16 protein-coding genes and 1 tRNA gene are annotated in these 21,636 nt (G+C 40.8%); 8 read left to right on the top strand and 9 right to left on the bottom strand.

Features of this window, described 5'->3' with window-relative positions; translation table 11 throughout:
• Positions 1–3: 3 nt before the first annotated feature.
• From dppB to glyQ, 6 genes are all read right to left on the bottom strand, one after another.
• A complete protein-coding gene (gene dppB, locus AABS66_RS14050; protein WP_206084845.1) occupies positions 4–1,023 on the bottom strand; it encodes a dipeptide ABC transporter permease DppB in 1,020 nt (339 codons plus the stop codon).
• 168 nt (positions 1,024–1,191) lie between these two features.
• Positions 1,192–2,799 carry a dipeptide ABC transporter periplasmic-binding protein DppA gene (gene dppA, locus AABS66_RS14045; RefSeq protein WP_272538933.1) on the bottom strand — a complete coding sequence of 536 codons (1,608 nt, stop codon included), beginning with the start codon at positions 2,797–2,799 and terminating at the stop codon, positions 1,192–1,194.
• 602 nt (positions 2,800–3,401) lie between these two features.
• Complete coding sequence (locus tag AABS66_RS14040) at positions 3,402–4,967, bottom strand: ShlB/FhaC/HecB family hemolysin secretion/activation protein (RefSeq protein WP_430225057.1); 1,566 nt, start codon at positions 4,965–4,967, stop codon at positions 3,402–3,404.
• A gap of 241 nt (positions 4,968–5,208) precedes the next feature.
• Positions 5,209–5,285, bottom strand: a tRNA-Pro gene (locus AABS66_RS14035).
• A 220-nt stretch (positions 5,286–5,505) separates the two neighbouring features.
• Complete coding sequence (gene glyS, locus AABS66_RS14030; protein ID WP_206084851.1) at positions 5,506–7,575, bottom strand: glycine--tRNA ligase subunit beta; 2,070 nt, start codon at positions 7,573–7,575, stop codon at positions 5,506–5,508.
• Positions 7,576–7,584: 9 nt separating this feature from the next.
• Positions 7,585–8,493: a glycine--tRNA ligase subunit alpha gene (glyQ, locus tag AABS66_RS14025; RefSeq protein ID WP_206084853.1), complete on the bottom strand. Its 909-nt coding sequence runs from the start codon at positions 8,491–8,493 to the stop codon at positions 7,585–7,587.
• A gap of 201 nt (positions 8,494–8,694) precedes the next feature.
• Here glyQ and AABS66_RS14020 point away from each other — a divergent pair, with 201 nt between their 5' ends.
• On the top strand, positions 8,695–9,258 hold the full coding sequence (locus tag AABS66_RS14020) for a DNA-3-methyladenine glycosylase I (protein WP_206084855.1): 564 nt from the start codon (positions 8,695–8,697) through the stop codon (positions 9,256–9,258).
• Between the two features lie 205 nt (positions 9,259–9,463).
• A complete protein-coding gene (locus AABS66_RS14015; RefSeq protein WP_206084856.1) occupies positions 9,464–10,720 on the top strand; it encodes a valine--pyruvate transaminase in 1,257 nt (418 codons plus the stop codon).
• A gap of 321 nt (positions 10,721–11,041) precedes the next feature.
• Here AABS66_RS14015 and AABS66_RS14010 read toward each other — a convergent pair whose 3' ends face one another.
• Positions 11,042–12,700: a putative transporter gene (locus tag AABS66_RS14010; RefSeq protein ID WP_430225056.1), complete on the bottom strand. Its 1,659-nt coding sequence runs from the start codon at positions 12,698–12,700 to the stop codon at positions 11,042–11,044.
• Between the two features lie 390 nt (positions 12,701–13,090).
• On the opposite strand from AABS66_RS14010, the gene AABS66_RS14005 reads away from it, so the two are divergent.
• Entirely contained in the window at positions 13,091–13,402 is a 312-nt protein-coding gene (locus AABS66_RS14005; protein ID WP_206084861.1) for a YceK/YidQ family lipoprotein, read from the top strand.
• 289 nt (positions 13,403–13,691) lie between these two features.
• Here the strand turns inward: AABS66_RS14005 and AABS66_RS14000 are convergent, their stop codons facing one another.
• A complete protein-coding gene (locus tag AABS66_RS14000) occupies positions 13,692–14,999 on the bottom strand; it encodes a DUF3748 domain-containing protein (protein ID WP_241016857.1) in 1,308 nt (435 codons plus the stop codon).
• Between the two features lie 143 nt (positions 15,000–15,142).
• On the opposite strand from AABS66_RS14000, the gene AABS66_RS13995 reads away from it, so the two are divergent.
• On the top strand, positions 15,143–15,757 hold the full coding sequence (locus tag AABS66_RS13995) for a trimeric intracellular cation channel family protein (RefSeq protein WP_206085224.1): 615 nt from the start codon (positions 15,143–15,145) through the stop codon (positions 15,755–15,757).
• A gap of 24 nt (positions 15,758–15,781) precedes the next feature.
• On the opposite strand, the gene ligB is transcribed toward AABS66_RS13995, so the two are convergent.
• Positions 15,782–17,488 (bottom strand): NAD-dependent DNA ligase LigB, encoded by a 1,707-nt coding sequence (gene ligB / locus AABS66_RS13990; RefSeq protein WP_430225055.1) that lies wholly within the window; start codon positions 17,486–17,488, stop codon positions 15,782–15,784.
• 321 nt (positions 17,489–17,809) lie between these two features.
• Here ligB and gmk point away from each other — a divergent pair, with 321 nt between their 5' ends.
• Genes gmk through trmH form a run of 4 tightly spaced genes read left to right on the top strand, consistent with a single transcriptional unit; the run spans position 17,810 to position 21,622 of the window.
• Complete coding sequence (gmk, locus tag AABS66_RS13985) at positions 17,810–18,433, top strand: guanylate kinase (protein ID WP_206084863.1); 624 nt, start codon at positions 17,810–17,812, stop codon at positions 18,431–18,433.
• Positions 18,434–18,490: 57 nt separating this feature from the next.
• On the top strand, positions 18,491–18,766 hold the full coding sequence (gene rpoZ, locus AABS66_RS13980; RefSeq protein WP_004262665.1) for a DNA-directed RNA polymerase subunit omega: 276 nt from the start codon (positions 18,491–18,493) through the stop codon (positions 18,764–18,766).
• Positions 18,767–18,785: 19 nt separating this feature from the next.
• A complete protein-coding gene (spoT, locus tag AABS66_RS13975) occupies positions 18,786–20,903 on the top strand; it encodes a bifunctional GTP diphosphokinase/guanosine-3',5'-bis pyrophosphate 3'-pyrophosphohydrolase (RefSeq protein ID WP_206084865.1) in 2,118 nt (705 codons plus the stop codon).
• Between the two features lie 5 nt (positions 20,904–20,908).
• The gene (gene trmH / locus AABS66_RS13970; RefSeq protein WP_206084867.1) at positions 20,909–21,622 is read left to right on the top strand and encodes a tRNA (guanosine(18)-2'-O)-methyltransferase TrmH; all 714 of its coding nucleotides are present in this window, start codon (positions 20,909–20,911) and stop codon (positions 21,620–21,622) included.
• The last annotated feature ends 14 nt before the right edge of the window (positions 21,623–21,636 follow it).

Here is a 21,636-nt window from a genome sequence, read left to right as displayed (position 1 = left end):
TCCTTATTTCTTATGACGAATTCTTGGGTTTACAATGCCGTACAGCACGTCGACCACTAAGTTAACGAAGATAATCAATGTGGCAACAAGCAACACACCACCTTGAACAACAGGGTAATCACGGCGTTGTAGCCCTTCGATTAACCAACGGCCTAGCCCTGGCCATGAGAAAATGGTTTCGGTCAAAATAGCCCCCGCTAGCATAACCCCAACCTGTAAGCCAATCACGGTGACCACTGGCAACAAAGCATTACGTAAAGCATGAATAAGGATAACCCTTGCACGGCCTAAGCCTTTCGCTCGTGCGGTACGGATGTAGTCTTCACCCAATACTTCCAACATGGAAGAACGTGTCATTCGCACAATAACGGCTAATGGGATCGTCCCCAATACAATGGATGGCAAGATAAGGTGTTCTAACGCATCAACAAAATCACCACTTTCCCCCCAAATTAGGGTATCAATAAGCATAAAACCCGTGAGTGGTTGTGAATCATCAAGGAAAACAGTGTCACTTACCCGCCCTGCAACAGGCGTCAAGTCAAGCTGTACCGACACTAACATGATGAGCATGATCCCCCACCAGAAAATCGGCATTGAATAACCTGTTAAGGAAAGTCCAATCGCGGTGTGGTCAAAAATCGACCCGCGTTTAACTGCGGCTAATACCCCAACAGGGATGCCAACAGAAATCGCGAAAATCATGGCACAGGTGGCTAATTCGACAGTTGCTAAAAAGCGTGGAACAAATTCTTCCCATACGCCAATGCGACTTTTTAGGGAAATCCCTAAATCGCCATGAAATATGCCATTGATATAATGCAGGTATTGTTTCCAAAGTGGCTGATCGAGCCCTAATTCAGCCATTAGATAGGCGTGTCTTTCGGGGGATAACCCTCTTTCGCCCGCCATGATCATGACTGGATCCCCAGGGATCATATGGACAAAAGCAAATGTGAGTAATGTAATACCGATAAACGTGGGGATCACAAGCCCCAATCGTCGGAGGATAAATTGCAGCATATCCTGAATCTCTTTAATAATGCCGTTGACGGCTCTTAGTCCGTTTGGCTACTCAGAAAATCACTTTTCTGGGTGCTCACAAACAACTGAACTTCTCTGCTTCTTTTAAAGAAGAAAACGCCCTTCGTTCCAAACCAGCAACGAAGGGCATAGACAGATTAGATACGATTACTTCTCGATGTCGACGTTTTCGAAGTGGTGCTTACCTAGTGGATCAACCACATAGCCTTTCACTTCTTTACGCACTGGTTCAAACACAGTTGAGTGAGCAATGATCAGCGCTGGCGCTTGGTCATGCATGACGACTTGTGCTTGTTTGTACAGTTCAACACGTTTGTTATGATCTGCCGTCATACGAGCAGGCTGGATCAGGTTTTCAAAGCTTTCGTTACACCATTTGGAGTAGTTAGAGCCTTGTTTTTTCGCAGCACAGCTAAATAATGTGGCAAAGAAGTTGTCTGGATCCCCATTGTCACCCGTCCAACCCATCATGACCGTTTGTGGCTCACCGTCTTTAGCACGCTTGAGGTATTCACCCCACTCATAGCTAACAACTTTTGATTTCACGCCAACTTTCGCCCAGTCTGCTTGGATCATTTCGGCCATGCGGCGTGCATTTGGGTTATATGGGCGCTGAACTGGCATCGCCCACAAATCAATTTCAAACCCATTCGGGAAACCTGCTTCTGCTAACAGTGCTTTGGCTTTTTCTGGATTATATTCATAATCCTTCACGGCATCGTTATAGCTCCACATGGTTGGTGGGATCAGGTTTTTCGCTTTTTGGCCTGCACCTTGGTAAACCGCTTCGATGATCGCATCTTTATTCACTGCCATTGACAATGCTTGACGAACCTTTTGATTATCCAGTGGTTTTTTCTCTACGTTATAAGAGAGGTACCCCACGTTCAGACCTGGTTGCTCTAACAAGGTAATATCTTTGTCTTGTTTCATGCGCTCTAAGTCAGCTGGATTTGGATATGGCATAACTTGGCATTCATTTTTTTGCAGTTTCGCATAACGTACTGAAGCATCAGGCGTGATTGAAAACACTAAGCGGTCAAGTTTTGGTTTTGTTCCCCAATATTGGTCATTCGCTTTATATAAAATGCGGGAGTCTTTTTGATACTGTTGTAAAACAAAAGGGCCCGTTCCGATAGGGTTTAAGTCAACTTTTTCAGGGGTTCCTGCTTTCAACATTTGGTCAGCATATTCCGCAGACAAAATGGAAGCGAAGTCCATTGCCATATCCGCTAAGAATGGTGCTTCAGGGCGAGTTAGTGTAATTTTTACTGTGTTATCATCGACTTTTTCAACTTTATCGATAATTTTATCCATATCCATTCCCATGAAGTACTCATAGCTACCGCCAGAAACTTTATGATATGGGTGGTTTGCATCTTTTTGACGCATGAATGTATAGATAACATCATCCGCATTGAGGTCACGAGTTGGTTTGAATTCTTTGTTTGAGTGCCATTTCACGCCTTTGCGTAGGTGGAAGGTATACACTTTTCCATCATCACTCACTTCCCAGCTCTCTGCTAAGCCTGGCTCAATCTCTGTAGTACCTAATTTAAACTCAACTAAACGATTATACAGCGGAATTGAACTTGCATCGTATGTTGTACCAGACGTAAATAACTGAGGGTTAAAGCCTTCTGGCGAACCTTCTGAACAGTACACTAATGTTTTAGCTTGTACTGATGCCGACACTGCTAATGCTGCTAGTGTTAATCCTACTGAAAGTAGACCTGTTTTTTTAATAGAGCGCATCTGTATGCTCCTGTGGTGTTCATGTTGTTTTTGCTCGATGACTAACCCCGCCATTAAAATGACAGAAGTAGTATCTGTATTTTTGTTATTCATTGAGCAATTAATCAACTGTCACTCACTTCGTCAATAGCTGCATTGACTCACTACACACAAAACTCGTAACATATTAGAAACAATTAGCATGCTAATTTAGGCTAAAATAGCAATAACGAAGCCAATAAGCAGGTATTATAACCATATTATTAGTAATGATTAGTGTTTTGTGTTGGGGTTATTTATTTTTATATTTGTGATTAAGTGCTGAATTACTGAACGAATATAGCGCTTTACCCAATAGCTGCTGAAATAAAACACTGAAGGAAATGAGGATTGAAATTATTTTAGCATGTTATTATTTAGTTTATTTTTTATCCATATTAAAAACATTCGCCTGTTCATGCTAAACATAATTTTAACCAATTGATAACTTAAAGAATAAAATAATTTTTATGCGTTCCTTTTAATCATTCAAGCTGTATACATAAAATTCTATGATATTGTTGATAAAAGCTACAATTGGCTAAGGCGCTCCCCTCCCTCTCATGCTGTTGTTAAATTATTGGCTAATAACGCATACTCGCTTGGATACCTGAATGGAGGCTATTAGCAACAACCTGATTAACTTGCCAAATAGGCGCTTCAAGGAAAACATGATAATTGATTGCCCCTATTGAACCCCTCACTCCAGCCTTGCAGCCTAATAAGGCATTTTTTCGCCAAAATGTTGTTCTATCATTTGCCGTTACCCCCATTCCAATAGAACTATACAACTGAGTTTGTTCCCTCGGTATATCCCAACTCACTTCATTGTGTAGCTTTAAGCTATTGTCCCCCAACTCAATACCATCTGTATTTGGAAAACCCTGCACGCCGTTTCTTCCAAAAAAAACCTCTCGCTCTAATAATCCATCGAGTTTAGAGCGGCTCAATTGGATATCTAAACTATTCTGATAATAAATAGGTGTGCTTCCCCAAGCTGATGAAAATGATAGCTGGTAAATTTGAGGCCGTTCTAACCCTGTAATTTGTGTCGCATTGGCGCCAAACAAACGGTTCCCTTGTTTGTATTTCAGAGATACCGTCGCTTGGCCTCGTGAAAAAGTGTGCTGGTAAATCAGTTCACCAGACAAATAGCTCGCTAGCCGCCTTTGCGTTACCAGGCGTTGCCCTGCTAAAAAGGTATCAATAGTTTGAATTTGCGAACTAACATTAAATAAAGTAACGCTATTTTCAGTGCGATTAAAAATATATTGTGCGGTCAGTAATAATGCCCGATTACGTTGCTGCATCTTCAATGCGATGTCATTAATTGGTATCTTTGTTTGGCTATTTTGGTAATGACTATAAAGAGAAAACAACCAATAACGGTATGGTAGCGAATAACCAAGCGCGATAGCTTGTAGCTTATTTCCATTCGAAGAACCTAAAGAATGATTTGCATTTAAATACAGCGAATCATTTATCCGTAACGGATTAGCAAAAATAACATCATGAGAGATGACGGCTTTAGGCTGGCTATCAAAAGGACGATATTCAATAGACAATGTTCCTCTTTGAGCACGTTGATTCCCACCAACAACAATAATCTCAGTTGCCTGAGGATTCATCTCATCAGGCGCTAAATTAATATGGTAAGGAACTAAAGCTGCATTTTGTAGATTATACAAACCCTGTTCAATATGTCGTAAATTTAGAACATCGCCCGTTTCAAAAGGAAAAATATTGGCTCCCCCCTGATAATGAATATTCGAAATAGCCCCTGTAATAACCTCGGCCTGTAAAATGTCCAAAAACAAGGGTTGTTCAGGGTAAGACAGATAAGACGTTAAATAACCTGCTTTAATCAGCTCTGTATTTATATAATCCGCATAGGTAAGTAACTCAGACGGAGTCATACATCGACCTTCAATCATCCCACGCCAGATTTTTATCTGCTTAGGTTTAATCTTGGGTAACCGCTCCATACCCATTAAATTAAGAACGTTAATAATGATACAAGATAGGGGCGTAAGCTGGCTCACATCCGCATTTTGCCTATTTGGCGCTGCAAAACCTTTTGGTATCACCGCTATTAGGGCAACAAAGTAAAGGATAAGAAAAATAGAGGGGGTAACATGTTTGGTTTTCATTAACGAGTCCTTGTCATGAAAAATACCTTTATCAGCGCCATAAACAACTTGAGCTAATAAATAAGCTTTATTGTAGCCAGTACGTAATTCATGAGGAAAACTCAAACCGTAGGTGTGTATAACACCAAATATAGCAATAGGTTGCAATCAAAGTTAATCTGAAAAAATAATAATCGAAAGGTTTAAAATTGCGAGGAGCTAAAACGAGAAAACCCACCTCTATGAGGTGGGTTTTGGAATTTGGTCGGCGAGAGAGGATTCGAACCTCCGACCCACTGGTCCCAAACCAGTTGCGCTACCAAGCTGCGCTACTCGCCGAAAACGGTGTGAATAATACTGCCAAGAATGGGGGGCGTCAACCCATTTTTATCGAATCTCGTTCATTTGCTGATAAAACCGCCAAAAATGTAAGGTTTCTTTGTTTTTTTACCAAACTCACTACAAAAATAAGCGCTAAATACAATTTAGCGCTTATTTATCAAACAGATTAACTTTTATAAAAAGACACTCAGTTGCACATTAAATGTGCAACTTGGCCTTATTGTAGTAAAGAAATATCTGCCACCTTTAAAAATAGCTCACGTAACTGGCTTAAAAGTGTTAAACGGTTCACTCGAACAGCTTGATCTTCATCCATTACCATGACATTTTCAAAGAATTCATCAACGACATCACGTAAAGAAGCGAGCTCAGCAAGTGCATCTTGATAGTTTCTTTCTGCAAACATTGGTGCTAGCTTATCTTGCAGAACAACAACGTGTGTCGCCAGTTTCACTTCTTCTGGCGTTTTCAGCACGGAGGCTAAAACAGTATCAGATAATTTCTCATCTGATTTACTCAGAATATTTGAAACTCGCTTATTTGCCGCCGCAAGGGCCTGTGCTTCTTCCAATGTACGGAAATGCGTAACTGCTTTCACGCGTGCATCAAAGTCAGCAGGCTGCGTTGGACGACGCGCTAATACCGCTTGAATGGTATCAATGCTATAACCTAGCTCTTGATACCAAGAACGGAAACGGCCAAGCATAAATTCAACCACATCATTGACTACATCTTTGTTGGTTAATTTATCACCGTATAAACGTGCAGCCTCTTCAGTCATTTCCACTAAATCAAGCTGGTAACCTTTTTCAACGATAATACGCAGAACACCTAATGCAGCACGACGCAAAGCAAATGGGTCTTTATCCCCTTTAGGGTGCTGGCCGATTCCGAAGATACCCGCTAATGTGTCCATCTTCTCTGCAAGTGCTAATGCAGCAGAAACATCAGTAGAAGGCAGCTCATCACCAGCAAAACGTGGTTGATACTGCTCTTTAATTGCTAATGCAACGTCTTCTGATTCACCATCATGGCGTGCATAATGCATTCCCATGACACCTTGTGTATCAGTAAATTCGAAGACCATGTTGGTCATTAAATCACATTTCGCTAATAACCCTGCACGAGTTGCATGGTTAACATCCGCACCAATTTTACCTGCAATCCAACCCGCTAAAGCTTCTAAACGATCCGTTTTATCACGCAATGTCCCTAATTGTTTTTGGAACAAGACTGTTTCTAAGCGTGGTAAATTATCTTCTAAACGTTGCTTACGGTCAGTTTTAAAGAAAAACTCCGCATCGGCTAGACGAGGACGAACGACTTTTTCGTTACCAGAAATAATCTGCTGTGGATCGGAAGATTCAATATTCGCCACGAAAATGAAATTTGGCATTAAATTGCCAGCGTTATCATAAACAGGGAAATATTTTTGGTCGCCTTTCATAGTATAAACCAGCGCCTCTGAAGGAACTTCTAAGAATTTCTCTTCAAATTTAGCAGTTAATACCACTGGCCATTCAACCAACGAAGCAACTTCTTCTAATAAGCTTTCGGTTAAGTCTGCTTTTCCACCCAACGCTTGGGCCGCTTTTTCTGCGTCGGCTTTGATAACCGCTTTACGCTCTTCGTAATCCGCCATGACTTTACCGCGTTCGCGTAAAATAGCCGGATATTGCTCAGCATTATCAATCGTAAACTCAGGTTCGCCCATAAAGCGGTGACCACGAATCGTTCTCGCGCTCTTAATGCCTAAAATTTCACCGTCAATAACATCGCTACCCAGTAGCAGTGTAACAGTATGAACAGGACGCACAAATTGTGTGTCTTTATCTGCCCAACGCATCAATTTAGGGATAGGTAGTTTCGCTAATGAACGGCTGACCATATCCACCAACAATTCGCTGACAGCTTGGCCTTTCATTTGCGCACGATACAGTAACCATTCGCCTTTATCTGTCGTCAAACGCTCTGCTTGATCAACAGTAATACCACAACCACGCGCCCAGCCTTCCGCCGCTTTAGTCGGCTGTCCGTCTGCACCAAATGCTTGGGCAATAGCAGGGCCGCGTTTTTCAACTTCACGATCAGGTTGTGATGCCGCTAAATCGGCGATTTTAAGCGCTAAACGACGCGGAGCAGCAAACCAAGTTACTGCGCCGTGAGCAATGTCAGCTCCATCAAGCTCTGCGGTAAAGTTTACAGCGAATGATTCAGCTAATGAACGAAGAGCCTTCGGCGGTAACTCTTCGGTACCGATTTCCACAAGGAAAGTCTGTTGAGTCATGACAGCCTCTTAGTTCTTATGACACATAGGGAATCCAAGCGCTTCACGTGAAGCATAATACGCTTCTGCGACCCCTTTAGTGAGGGTACGAATTCGTAAAATATAGCGTTGGCGTTCAGTAACAGAAATGGCTTTACGCGCATCCAGTAAGTTGAAAGTATGAGCGGCTTTTAAGATGCGTTCATAAGCAGGCAATGGAAGAGGAGTTTCCAATGCTAACAAATGTTGTGCTTCTTTCTCATATTCTTCGAAGCATTTGAAGAGAAAATCAACATTTGCATATTCGAAGTTATAGGTGGATTGCTCAACTTCATTTTGGTGATAAATATCACCGTAAGTGGTTTTGCCTAACGGGCCATCACACCACACAAGGTCGTACACACTGTCGACACCTTGGATGTACATTGCCAAACGTTCTAAACCATAAGTGATTTCACCCGTTACAGGTTTACATTCAAGCCCACCAACTTGTTGGAAGTAGGTAAACTGAGTGACTTCCATCCCGTTTAACCACACTTCCCAACCTAGTCCCCAAGCACCTAGTGTTGGGTTTTCCCAGTTATCTTCAACAAAGCGGATATCATGAATAGTTGGGTCTACCCCTAGCTCTTTCAACGAGCCGAGGTACAGTTCTTGGATGTTGTCTGGTGATGGTTTGATGATCACCTGAAACTGATAATAATGTTGCAGACGGTTTGGGTTCTCACCATAGCGACCATCAGTTGGCCTACGAGAGGGTTGAACATAAGCCGCAGCAATAGGCTCAGGGCCTAATGCACGCAAACACGTCATTGGATGGGAGGTTCCTGCGCCGACTTCCATGTCCAGTGGTTGAACAATGGTACAGCCTTGACGCGCCCAATAATCCTGTAATGTCAGGATAAGACCTTGGAAGGTTTTGGTATCAAACTTTTGCATGTTAGATCCGCACGCGATACGTTAAATTTAATGAAAGTACGCCAGTATACCCTTTGACCGACAGATATACAGCATTGAATATGTCTGTATTTATTCTAAAAATAAAAAAATATCCTTTCATCCCTTTTAAACTGGTTATTTATACAGTATAAATATTGTGTTTTTGAGGCAAGTTGATTGTGATTGGAAAAAGGATGAAAAATGGATACATCACCGACACGTTGTCATTGGGTCAATCAAGATCCTGAATATATTGCCTACCATGATGATGAATGGGGCAAACCAAACCATGATAATCAGCATTTATTTGAAATGCTTTGTTTAGAAGGGCAGCAAGCAGGGTTATCTTGGTACACAATTTTAAAAAAACGCAAAAACTATCGGGAATTGTTCCACCAATTTGATCCCCAACGTATTGCATTGATGAATGAAGACGATGTTGAGCGATTAATGCAAGACCCACGAATTATTCGTAACCGCTTAAAGATCAATGCGATAATTGCAAATGCAAACGCTTATTTAGCAATGCAAAAAAATGGAGAAGACTTCTCAACTTTTCTATGGGAATTTGTCGACGGACAGCCAATAATCAACCGCTGGGAAAGCTCGTCCCAAGTCCCCGCGGAAACAGAACTTTCCAAAAAACTCTCCAACGCACTCAAAAAACGGGGATTTAAATTTGTTGGCTCAATCACCTGTTATGCCTTCATGCAAGCCACTGGCATGATAAATGACCACTTAATTAGCTGTTACCAATTTAAATGATTCAGAATTTATAGATGGACCACCCTGCTGGGAAAGAAAAATAAACTATCAAAACATCAACATCAAAAACTATATGTCTATTTATTTCTTTATTTGCAACATTTTAAATTGAAATTAAATAAAAATAAGCGGTTGAACTCTAGGATTGGGCAGAGTATGTTTTAAATTCCATTAACAACCTAATAGACATATGTGAATTAATGCAATGATATTTTCTAAATTTGGTAATAAGTTCGCTCAAAATTCAGGGATTTCATTATTAATGAAAGACTTGAATGAGGGTATCAGAACCCCTGGCTCCATCATGCTTGGTGGTGGTAATCCCGCCCATATCCCTGAGATGGATAAATACTTCCAAGAATTATTAACTGAAATGTGTGCAAATGGCCAATTGACGGACACTTTATGCAACTATGATGGTCCTCAAGGCAAAGATGCCATGTTGAAAGCGCTTGCAGCAACGCTAAAAGCAAAACTAGGCTGGAACATCAGTGCGAAAAATATCGCGCTAGCAAATGGCAGCCAAAGTGCTTTTTTCTACCTATTTAACCTGCTAGCCGGTCGCTTTGAAGATGGTATCACTCGTAAAGTCCTCTTTCCTCTTGCCCCAGAATATGTCGGGTATGCGGACTCAGGCCTTGATGACGACCTGTTTGTTGCGAACAAACCACAAATTGAATATTTACCTAATGGCCAATTTAAATATCGTGTTGACTTTAATACTTTAGAAGTCACTGATGATATTGGTGTTATTTGTGTATCTCGCCCTACAAATCCAACAGGGAACGTGATCACAGATGAAGAAGTTGAGCACTTAGATCAATTAGCAAAACAACACAACATCCCATTGCTGATAGATAATGCTTATGGTGTACCTTTTCCAGGTATTATTTTTAGTGAAGCTACACCATTTTGGAATGAAAATGTCATTCTTTGTATGAGCTTATCTAAGCTTGGTTTACCAGGTACTCGCTGCGGTATCATAATTGCCAATGAAGAAATCATTGAAGCCGTTAGTAATATGAACGGTATTATTAGCCTCGCCCCTGGTGGTGTAGGCCCTGCATTAGCACTGGAAATGCTGAAAAGGGATGATTTAATCTCATTATCTAAGAATGTTATTGGCCCTTTCTACCAGCAACGTGTTGAAGAAGCTATTAAGATCATTCGCCGTTATATACCCGAAGATAAATGCCTCATTCACAAACCAGAAGGCGCTATTTTCTTATGGCTATGGTTTAAAGACTTACCAATTAATAGCTTAGAGTTATACCAACGTTTGAAAAAGCGTGGTGTCCTGATGGTACCTGGGCACTATTTCTTCCCTGGTATTGAACAAGACTGGCCACATGCACACCAATGCATGCGAATGAATTACGTTCCTGAGCCAGAAAAAATAGAGCAAGGGATCAAAATATTAGCGGAAGAGTTAGAAAAAGCATATCAAGAAGTGACTTGCTAGACGAGATAGAAATCTTGTTTTAACTGCGTCTGACTCGCTAATTTTAAGAAAAAAAAGCCCTTTCAAATTGAGAGGGCGAAAAATTAGCGAGAACTCCGTAATTGAAATCAAATAACTTTTTCAATACGAATATCATTCAAATCTATTAGAACACCTTTTTTGTTTGGTTATAGCTTGAACAAAAGCACTTTTAGCTGCTATATGTTCGGATACCTCATTTCACTGTCGTGCTCCCTACCTTACATCAGATTAACTATCCAATTGAAATATTAAATATTTTTAACCTTTCAATTGAAAAAACTCCGCATATCATCGTAAACATTAAAGAGTCCAAAATAGAATCGCAATTAATTGTGGAGAAATAATCCGCAAAAACATCGCTAATGGATATACCGTGGCGTAAGACAGCGCAGGTGCACCACTCGTTGGGTGAATGTTATTAGCAAATGCAAGCGCCGGAGGATCAGTCATTGAGCCCGCTAATACACCACATAAGCTCAAATAGTTCATTTTACCAAACACTCTGGCAACAATACCGGTAATAAATAAGGGAACAAACGTAATGAGTAACCCATAACCAATCCAGGTTAATCCATCGCCTCTGATCAGCGTTTCAATAAAATCACCACCTGAATTTAGCCCAACAACAGCAAGGAACATCACAATGCCAAGCTCTCTTAATGCAAGATTAGCACTTGGAGGCATAAACCAATACAGGCGTCCAATAGTACCAATTCGACCTAGAATCAGTGCAACAACTAGCGGTCCACCAGCGAGCCCCAATTTTAATGCGGCTGGGAAACCAGGCACAAAAACAGGAATTGAACCAAGAACCACACCAAGTCCTATACCTAGAAAGACAGGTAACATTTGCACCTGCTGTAATTTTTGTTTGGCATTTCCTAGCAACGCTGTGACAGCTTCAATGGACTCTGGCCGCCCAACAATATTTAAAATGTCGCCGAATTGCAGTACTGAATTATTATTCGCAACTAAATCAATCCCTGTTCGGTTTAATCGTGTGACAACAACATCATATTTTTGTTTTAAGTTCAGGTCTTTAAGCCTTTTACTCAATACAGCATCATTAGTAATCACCACGCGAACAGAATGCAAAATGGAACTTGATGTAGATAAAGAGGCATCAACTTCCTCTCCTAATATTAAGCGTACTTTGTTTAGGTCATCTTTTTGCCCAACAACATGCAGTAAATCACCTAAATGAATTTCTGTTGTTGGCTGGGGAACAACCAGCATATCGCCACGTTTTAGCCTTGAACACACAATCGCTTCACTACCGAGCAATGGAATATCTTGCATCATTAAGCCATCAAGGTTGGCATTACGGATCGCAATATTCATGGTTTGCAATGTATCGCGCTGTTGGATATTGGTACTATTAAAGGCAGTGTCTTCTTTATCGATTGAAATTCTGAAAATAATCCGCACTAGCCACATCACCAGTAATATTCCACAGATCCCCATGGGATAGGCCATTGCATAACCCATTCCCATTTGGCCTACAAGGTTTGGGTCTGATCCTAAATCTGTCAGAATTTGCTGGCCAGCCCCAAGAGATGGGGTGTTTGTCACTGCCCCTGAAAAAATACCCAGAATAATGGGGAGTGGAATATTGGCAACTTTGTAAATAATGGCTGTAACTATTGCGCCTAAAGCCACAATCATTAATGCAAAACCATTAAGCTTCAAACCTGAAACACGTAATGAAGAGAAAAAACCAGGACCAACTTGAATACCGATAGTATAAACGAACAAGATTAAACCGAATTCTTGAATAAAGTGCAGCATGTCCTTATTAAGTTGTAGGCCATAGCTTTGGGCGAAGTGCCCGACAATGATCCCGCCAAAAAGGACACCACCAATTCCCAATCCAACATTACGGATTTTCCAGTTTCCTATCCATAACCCTAGAGCGGCAGCCAACGCCAACAAACTTACAGTAAGAGCTAGTTCACTCATAGACCGCATCCTTTTGACGACAAGTTACCCAGAAACCAAGCCTATATCGGCGATAAAACATACTACTGAATCGATTATGCCAAATAGAAAAAGAGTAAGATGTGTCATAGAGCACACTTTAGAATGAATTAAAATCTCTATGTCTTTGAATTTTCAGATTGATAACAAATATCAAAATAATCATTCTTTCTTTTTCTAAGTTCTTCACAATTCATAAAATAAATACAAAAAAGAAACAATCTTCATCAATAAGATATAATTAAATATTAATTAAGAAAATGTATGCCATTTAATTAAATAATAATACAACACTGCGATTGTGAATTTTTTGTTTTTCGATATGATGAATGAAAATCAGGAATAATCAGCAAAATATAGGTTAACCACCATATGCCGAGTTTACATGCAGCACGATTAATTGCTCTTATCACACCGCTGTTTTTAAGCGGCTGCTCAAGTATTATGACTCATGCAGGTCCCTCTGATGGTTACTACCCAGGCTCTAAAAATAGCATTAAAATGATGAACGATGATGAAACTGGCTGGGTAGTTAGGCCTCTACTTGCGATTGACCTCCCATTTTCTATTGTTATGGATACACTTCTAATCCCTTTAGACTATGCAAGATCAGGCGATGATGGAAAAGAGGACTCACCTAAGAAGCGATTAGAAGGTCTGAATAATAAAGAAAATAAAGAATAATACTCATTCAGGTTGGAAATCTATCTTAATCCCTAATTAAAAATGGGATATATAGTGCGTTATTTTCTATTTATTAGTGACACCAATTTTTCTTGTTATATTTTCGAAAATGCAATATTTAACGACACTTATCTGAAATATTTTCGTGTTGAATATCCAACTTAAAAAATTACCTTATTAAAATATAAAATAATTAGAGCATAATTCAGAATAAAATAAAGTCATTTATGAATAAAATAGCTTACTACTTCTCTTTTATTCATAATTATAGTGACCTACTGATATTATTCTAACAATGTAAACCCGTTTCTACGATATAAAGTTGTCTAAAACCTTCTATGTCTCGCATGAATGCGATAAGTTTATCATTCGGAGAAAAAACGACCGCATCAGCGCTAGGCGCTTGTTCAGTACGCTCAGTTAATCTAATTAACGTTTGTGTCGCAACATGGCAAATGGTCACACTGTTGTCGTACACGAAGCAAATATGCTCACCTTTACTATCCCAATTAAATGCAGATTGTATTGAAGAATCACCATGAGTGATTTGATTTAGCTCCCCCGTTACACTATTAACTAACCATAACTGCACGTTGCCAAAATCATCATGCATCAAACAAGCTATTGATTTACCATCTGGTGAAGTACGAAGCCAATGCCTCGGCTGTTTTGCTAAACCTGGATACTTACGCTGATGCGTATAAGTAAGCCGCTTTTGATGTACACCTTTTGGTGGTGCAGGCAGACTCAACTCCGTCCCCTGAAGTGGTTTTTCCCCTGCAACCATACAACATTGAGGCTGTGAAGGTAAATCCACAATGAAAATTTCAGGAATGACCTCACCATCCTGAGTATGTGTATCCCCAATAAAAACAAGTGCCCTTTCTTGCCATTGACCATCTTGCTTTTGGTAACCTCGTTGCCCAACCCAACCTTCTTCATAGGCACGGCTAATTTCATCACTATCAGGCTTAGGTTCTGCAATCGTCTGGCTCACAACACAACAAAAGTAGTCCCCATTATACTCACGTTTATGTTTTTTTGGCTCAACATTAACAGCCCCTGCGGGTACAGCAATAGCCACATTCCGTTGATCCAACGTCACATCTAACTCATGCATCACATGGTCGTTATACGTAAAACTTAACCATTTACCATCAGGACTATACACATGGACATGAGTCCCCCCTCTCAGTGCACCTGCAATATAAGGCGGTGAAATACACATCGCATCAATAGGACAAGCCACATTCAGTTGAATGTCATGGACATATACACCACGGCGATGATGAAAGTCATAATACCATTGCTCATCAGGGTATTCTGGGCCATGAATGAATGCATATTGAGGGGGGTGTTGTGAACTTACTGTCACGACACCAACATGCGCCCCATAGTTAGCTCGATAAATTTCGACTTCTTCCAATGTATTTACATGAATTTTTTCTATCGATAAACCCGTAAATGAACTGCCATTTGGTCGAATGTCATAAGCTATCCACAAGCTATCAGGTGTCCATACATTAATGTTCGTAAGTTGGTGGCTCCGATTATCGTTTGTTAAACGTGTTTCTTTATAAGGCAATTTACTATTCAATCTGTTATCCTTTCACATCATTTAATATAGCTATCGGATTACTTTAACTAATCTAATTTGCATGGTACTAGAAAATCTCAGTCGAGAAATTTCAAAAGTAATATTACCCTTTAGCAATAACTTTAATATTGAATAAAACCATTATGTTATTAAGTGTGCTTTATATTATAGGTATCACCGCTGAAGCAATGACAGGCGCTCTGGCAGCTGGTAGACGTAAAATGGATGTCTTCGGTGTCATTATTATTGCCTCTGCAACCGCTATAGGCGGTGGTTCTGTGCGTGATATCTTACTTGGACACTACCCATTAGGCTGGGTCGCACACCCAGAATATATCCTAACTGTTGCTGGCGCAGCTGTTGTCACCATTTGGATAGCGCCAATGATGAAACACTTGCGCCGCCTATTTCTTATTTTGGATGCCATTGGGCTAATCGTTTTCTCTATTCTCGGTGCTCAAATTGCGCTCGATATGAATTATAGCCCTATTATTGCCGCAATTGCTGCCGTTATCACTGGTGTATTTGGTGGCGTTCTCAGGGATATGCTGTGTAATACCATTCCTTTGGTTTTCCAAAAAGAAGTCTATGCTGGGGTCTCTTTCGCAGCCGCATGGATTTATATCGGTTTGTTACAAACCCCACTCCCCCAAGATATCGTCGTTATTATTACCCTTGTTGTCGGGTTAAGTGCACGCTTAATCGCAATTCGCTACCGACTTGGATTACCGATATTTAACTACGAAAACCAAGATTAACCTCTATTCTATTGAGCCATTAATTTATTCAGTTAATGGCTCATTTGCTTTAAATTTCTGTATGGCTTGTAACGCAGATTGAACTTCAGGCTCAGCTAACCATTTTTCTAACTTTTCATTTTGCTTTTGGGTTAGCTTTAAGCGTTCAATTTCAGAACTGTTATAAAGGCCCTCTAGCGCTATAATTTGCTCAATTTTCATTTTCGGTAAGGGGATACCTAAACCTTTTAGCCATAATGGGATTGATTGAAATTTAACTGATTGAAACTGTTCGATTGAAGAGGTATTTTTTTTGTTTTTCGGTAGCCCGTTTTGCCAATCTTGTCGTAGCCATGTCGTTAACTCAGTTAGCTGATGATTTTCAACCCAGTCACGCCATGTGGCCTCATTCACCCCTTTAATTTTTAAGCTTTTACCTAACCAAATTAAACGAGCAACAAACTGTTGTAAGCAAGCATTTGTATATGCTAAGCAACTAAGTGAATTAAAACTATCAAAAGTAGAAAGATCTGGATATGTACGCTTTTCAAGCCGCCAAATAACGTCTTCTATTTTAGGTGTTCCAAGACCCGAAAGAGTAACCAAGACTTTATCTCCTTCAAGTAAATCTTTTTTTCTCCAAGATGCCAATGAGCCAATACTGACTCTAGAGATAGTTTTTCCTTCAAGATTGATGGGGTTAATCGTCGCAACAACGCTCACTCGTCCTGTTCGGCCAACTTTGAATTGTAAATACTTGACCACTGAAGCCACTCTACGCAGTGGATATTTCCAAGCAACCGCCCAACTATTTTGATTTGGTTTCCACGCAAACGCATCTGGAAATGGATAACTTTTTAGTACGATACCATCCGTGGCGAAAGGAAGTTCATTTTGATAATAGTGCTCACGCCATTGCTTTACTTGTGTTTTATTTTCAATTTTGTGACTATATTTTTTTGCTAAGGGAAACCCTAATTGAGCAAGATCCTGAAGCTGTTTCATTGGTTCTGATTCACCGTTTGGCCAAGCCCAAATAAATATTCCGATATCAGGCTCAAGAACTTTTGGCTGTGCCTTACGCATTAACCAACCCGCTATTTTATTTCGGGCGTTTACTCCCCCACTTTTTGCTTGGATGTGCTGGTTCAACCGCCAGAAAAGTTCACCTTGTAAAATGACACTTTTATGTATATCAATCTGCTTTGGAATTGCAGGTATAAAGTCAGCTTTATCGCGCCATTCTAAGCCTTCAATGCCATTACCACGGCTGATCATAGAAATAAGATGACCATTTTGATAGACAAGGGTTACTGCCACGCCATCCACTTTCGGTTGTAACCAGATTTCACGGCGAGAATCAACCCATTTATATACCTCAGATTCGGCTAGCTTTTTCAATCCTGTATGGGGAATAGGATGTTTAATAAGTTGTACTTTTTTAGGTAGCACAACTTCGGGAAGTTCTTCAGAAAGTTGCTGGCAACGGCGTAAAGATTGCCATTGATGAAGTAATTGGTCATAAGCTTCATCACTAATTTGGCTATGACCAGATAACCGATAGACCTGATTCCATTCCTGTAACTGAGCGCCTAACCGATGGCTTTCTCGCTCAATCTCACTCATGTTCCCTAATTCGCAATGCTCATTTAATTCAACATGACTGGAACCAAAGGCTAAACTACCAATTCCCCAAAAACCAACCATCAACATACCAATAATAAACGCTAAGTTACTCCTAAATTTATCCATAAAACATGCCATAACAATTCCTTTTAAATAATTAACTTCCCCTATACTCAATACGCTTTATCTTTTTAAGCATGAAAGTATTTTTCTTAACGCTCACGCTAAAATGTGTTTTTTTGCGAAAAGCTTCGCAAGACAGATGTGATTTTCAAGAATACTCAATTAATTTCTGGAAGCTGCTCGCAGATTACTCATAGATCAAATTTCTCTTCTCTACTATTTATGTTTTATTGATATCGCTGCATGTTGATGGAAGTGTGTGTATACTATGTGGGGTTTATCTCCGTCTTTTATGTTTAACCCTCGACTATTCAAGAAATCATCATGATACAAGGTACGTTATATATTGTTTCTGCGCCTAGTGGTGCGGGTAAATCAAGCCTTATTCAGGCTCTATTGAAAACACAACCGTTGTATGACACGCAAGTTTCTGTTTCTCATACAACTCGAGCTGCACGCCCTGGTGAAGTTCATGGTGAGCACTATTTCTTTGTATCAGAAACTGATTTCTTACAAATGGTCGAAAATGGTGACTTTTTAGAGCACGCTTGTGTCTTTGGAAATTACTATGGAACGTCTAAACCTATTATTGAAGACGTTTTAAAAAGTGGAGTGGATGTTTTTCTTGATATAGATTGGCAGGGAGCGCAACAAATTAGGGCTAGAATGCCAGAAGCGCGCAGTATTTTTATTCTCCCACCATCCAAAGACGAACTTTATCGCAGGCTACGTGGCCGTGGCCAGGATAGTGATGAAGTCATTGAAAAACGAATGTCACAAGCAGTAGGTGAAATCGAACACTTCAACGAGTATGATTACCTTATCGTTAATGATGATTTCAATACCGCATTAGGCGATTTACAATCCATTATCCGCACTGAACGCTTAAAATTAGGGCGCCAAGTTCAGAGACATGATGCTTTAATCAGCAAATTACTAGCAGACTGAGAATAGTTTCAGTATCATATCAGGTCATTTTTTTATTTCTTTTGGAGTAGCACACTTATGGCACGCGTAACTGTTCAAGACGCAGTAGAGAAAATTGGTAACCGCTTTGACCTCGTATTGGTCGCAGCACGCAGAGCTCGCCAGTTACAAACTGGTGGAAAAGACCCTTTAGTTCCTGAAGAAAACGATAAATACACAGTTATCGCGCTACGTGAAGTAGAAGAAGGTTTAATTAACGGTCACATTTTGGATGTGCGTGAACGCCAAGAACAGCAAGAGCAAGAAGCGGCTGAAATGCAGGCAGTTTCGGCAATCGCTGAAGGTCGTCGCTAATTACTAAGGTGGGTCTGCCTTGTATCTGTTTGAAAGCCTTAATTTAGTTATTCAAAAATACCTCCCTAAGGAGCAAATTGAATTACTAAAACAAGCCTATGTTGTCGCACGGGATGCCCATGAAGGACAGACCCGTTCAAGTGGTGAGCCTTATATTACTCACCCTGTTGCTGTTGCTTGTATTCTTGCCCAAATGCGTCTGGATCATGAAACACTTATGGCTGCGCTACTTCATGATGTGATTGAGGATACTCCAGCAACATTTCAGGACATAGAAGAATTGTTTGGAACAACCGTCGCAGGTCTTGTTGAAGGTGTTTCCAAACTTGATAAGCTAAACTTTCGCGACAAAAAAGAAGCTCAAGCAGAAAACTTCCGCAAAATGATTATGGCGATGGTCAAAGACATTCGCGTCATTTTGATTAAACTGGCAGACCGCACTCACAACATGCGCACATTAGGCTCATTAAGGCCTGATAAACGTCGCCGTATTGCTCGTGAGACCCTAGAGATTTATAGCCCGCTAGCACATCGGCTGGGTATACACCATATAAAAACAGAGCTCGAAGAGCTTGGTTTTGAAGCACTCTATCCTAACCGTTACAGAGTTATCAAAGAAGTCGTTAAAGCGGCTCGTGGTAACCGAAAAGAGATGATCCAAAAAATTCTCTCTGAAATTGACGGTCGACTCACTGAAGCTGGTGTTCCTTGTCGTGTCAGTGGTCGAGAAAAACACTTATATTCTATCTACCGTAAGATGCACCAAAAAGAGCAACGTTTCCATTCCATCATGGATATCTATGCTTTTAGGGTCATCGTCAAAGATGTAGATACCTGCTACCGTGTTTTAGGTCAGATGCATAGCTTATACAAACCACGTCCAGGGCGTATTAAAGACTATATTGCTATCCCTAAAGCTAACGGCTATCAATCCCTGCACACCTCTTTAATTGGGCCACATGGCGTGCCAGTTGAAGTCCAAATTCGCACCGAGGATATGGACCAAATGGCAGAGATGGGCGTTGCTGCTCACTGGGCCTATAAAGAGCAAGGTGAACAAGGCACTACAGCGCAAGTCAGAGCACAGCGTTGGATGCAGAGCCTGCTTGAATTACAGCAAAGTGCAGGTAGCTCATTTGAATTTATCGAAAGCGTGAAATCAGACTTATTCCCTGATGAAATCTACGTTTTCACCCCCGAAGGTCGTATTGTTGAGTTACCAACAGGCGCAACCCCTGTTGATTTTGCTTATGCGGTGCATACAGATATTGGACACGCTTGTGTTGGTGCTCGTGTTGACCGACAACCATACCCGTTATCCCAGTCATTGAGTAGTGGTCAAACCGTTGAAATCATAACAGCGCCAGGTGCACGTCCAAATGCCGCTTGGCTTAATTTTGTTGTCAGCTCAAAAGCTCGCGCCAAAATTCGCCAGTTACTGAAAAATTTAAAACGCGAAGACTCAATTAATCTTGGTCGACGGTTACTTAATCATGCTTTAGGGGCAGGAAATAAACTCGCCGATATTCCTCAAAATCATATCGATGCTGAACTGGCCCGCATGAAGCTCAATTCTATTGATGATTTGCTTGCCGAAATAGGCTTAGGCAACGCAATGAGTGTTGTTGTCGCGCGTAACTTACAAAATAATCCACAGGGCACACTAGAAGATCAAGCTGTCATTGAAAGCCGTAATAAACTGTCTATCAAAGGTGCTGACGGTGTTTTAATCACCTTTGCAAAATGTTGCCGCCCAATTCCTGGTGACCCTATCGTGGCACATATTAGCCCTGGAAAAGGCCTAGTTATTCACCATGAATCTTGCCGTAATATCCGTGGCTACCAAAAAGAGCCCGATAAATTTATGGCCGTTGAATGGGATAACGAAACTGATACCGATTTCATCGCTGAAATCAAAGTAGACATGATTAACCATCAAGGTGCGCTTGCAAACCTCACGGCTGCAATTAATGATGCCAACTCAAGCATTCAGAGTATGAATACTGAGGAGAAAGATGGTCGTGTATACTGTGCCTTTATCCGCCTGACCACTAAAAACCGTGTTCAGCTGGCAAATGTTATGCGTAAGATACGTATCATGCCAGATGTTCTACGAGTAAGCCGAAACCGTAACTAACGAATATGAATGAACGCCGCTATCGCCGCATTTGCCAAATGATGGCGATGCGGCAGCCAGACCTCACGATTTGCCTTGAAGAAATTCATAAACCCCATAATGTTTCTGCGATAGTCCGCAGCGCTGATGCTGTGGGTATTCACCAAATTCATGCTATTTGGCCAGACCAACAGGTTAAATTATCCGTCTCTTCCGCCGCAGGTAGTAACAGTTGGGTAAAGGTTATCTCTCATCAATCAACTGAAGATGCTATTTCACAAATAAAATCACAAAATATGCAGGTATTAGTGACAAACTTATCTGAGCACGCTGTTGATTTTCGCGAAATTGATTATACCCGCCCAACTTGTATTATGGTGGGACAAGAGAAAAAAGGTATTTCAAAGCAAGCGCTCGCACTGGCAGATAAGCACATCATTATTCCAATGGCGGGTATGGTGCAATCATTGAATGTTTCTGTCGCCTCTGCCTTAATACTCTATGAAGCGCAAAGGCAGCGGCAATTAGCCGGCATGTATGACCGCCAACACAGCACGCTGTCAGCGCAAGAGCAGCAAGAGTGGCTATTTGAAGGGGGTTATCCTGTACTTGCTGAAGTGGCTAAACGCAAAGGCTTGCCGCGTCCATATATCAATGAACAAGGGCAAATTGAAGCCACTGATGATTGGTGGGTGCAAATGCAACTAACCGAAAAAATGAAAAGACAACAATTTGGTTAAGGAAAAGGAAAGAA

Origin of the sequence: Providencia sp. SP181 (assembly GCF_050446505.1) — a bacterium.
In the GTDB taxonomy this organism is placed as follows: domain Bacteria; phylum Pseudomonadota; class Gammaproteobacteria; order Enterobacterales; family Enterobacteriaceae; genus Providencia; species Providencia vermicola.
Note: the sequence above shows the minus strand (reverse complement) of the source record. Positions and strands in the feature narration are given on the sequence as shown.

Coding starts and splice junctions, on each gene's coding strand:
- dppB (WP_206084845.1), bottom strand. CDS start 1,023: ATGCTGCAATTTATCCTCCGACGATTGGGGCTTGTGATCCCCACGTTT.
- dppA (WP_272538933.1), bottom strand. CDS start 2,799: ATGCGCTCTATTAAAAAAACAGGTCTACTTTCAGTAGGATTAACACTA.
- AABS66_RS14040 (WP_430225057.1), bottom strand. CDS start 4,967: ATGAAAACCAAACATGTTACCCCCTCTATTTTTCTTATCCTTTACTTT.
- glyS (WP_206084851.1), bottom strand. CDS start 7,575: ATGACTCAACAGACTTTCCTTGTGGAAATCGGTACCGAAGAGTTACCG.
- glyQ (WP_206084853.1), bottom strand. CDS start 8,493: ATGCAAAAGTTTGATACCAAAACCTTCCAAGGTCTTATCCTGACATTA.
- AABS66_RS14020 (WP_206084855.1), top strand. CDS start 8,695: ATGGATACATCACCGACACGTTGTCATTGGGTCAATCAAGATCCTGAA.
- AABS66_RS14015 (WP_206084856.1), top strand. CDS start 9,464: ATGATATTTTCTAAATTTGGTAATAAGTTCGCTCAAAATTCAGGGATT.
- AABS66_RS14010 (WP_430225056.1), bottom strand. CDS start 12,700: ATGAGTGAACTAGCTCTTACTGTAAGTTTGTTGGCGTTGGCTGCCGCT.
- AABS66_RS14005 (WP_206084861.1), top strand. CDS start 13,091: ATGCCGAGTTTACATGCAGCACGATTAATTGCTCTTATCACACCGCTG.
- AABS66_RS13995 (WP_206085224.1), top strand. CDS start 15,143: ATGTTATTAAGTGTGCTTTATATTATAGGTATCACCGCTGAAGCAATG.
- ligB (WP_430225055.1), bottom strand. CDS start 17,488: ATGGATAAATTTAGGAGTAACTTAGCGTTTATTATTGGTATGTTGATG.
- gmk (WP_206084863.1), top strand. CDS start 17,810: ATGATACAAGGTACGTTATATATTGTTTCTGCGCCTAGTGGTGCGGGT.
- rpoZ (WP_004262665.1), top strand. CDS start 18,491: ATGGCACGCGTAACTGTTCAAGACGCAGTAGAGAAAATTGGTAACCGC.
- trmH (WP_206084867.1), top strand. CDS start 20,909: ATGAATGAACGCCGCTATCGCCGCATTTGCCAAATGATGGCGATGCGG.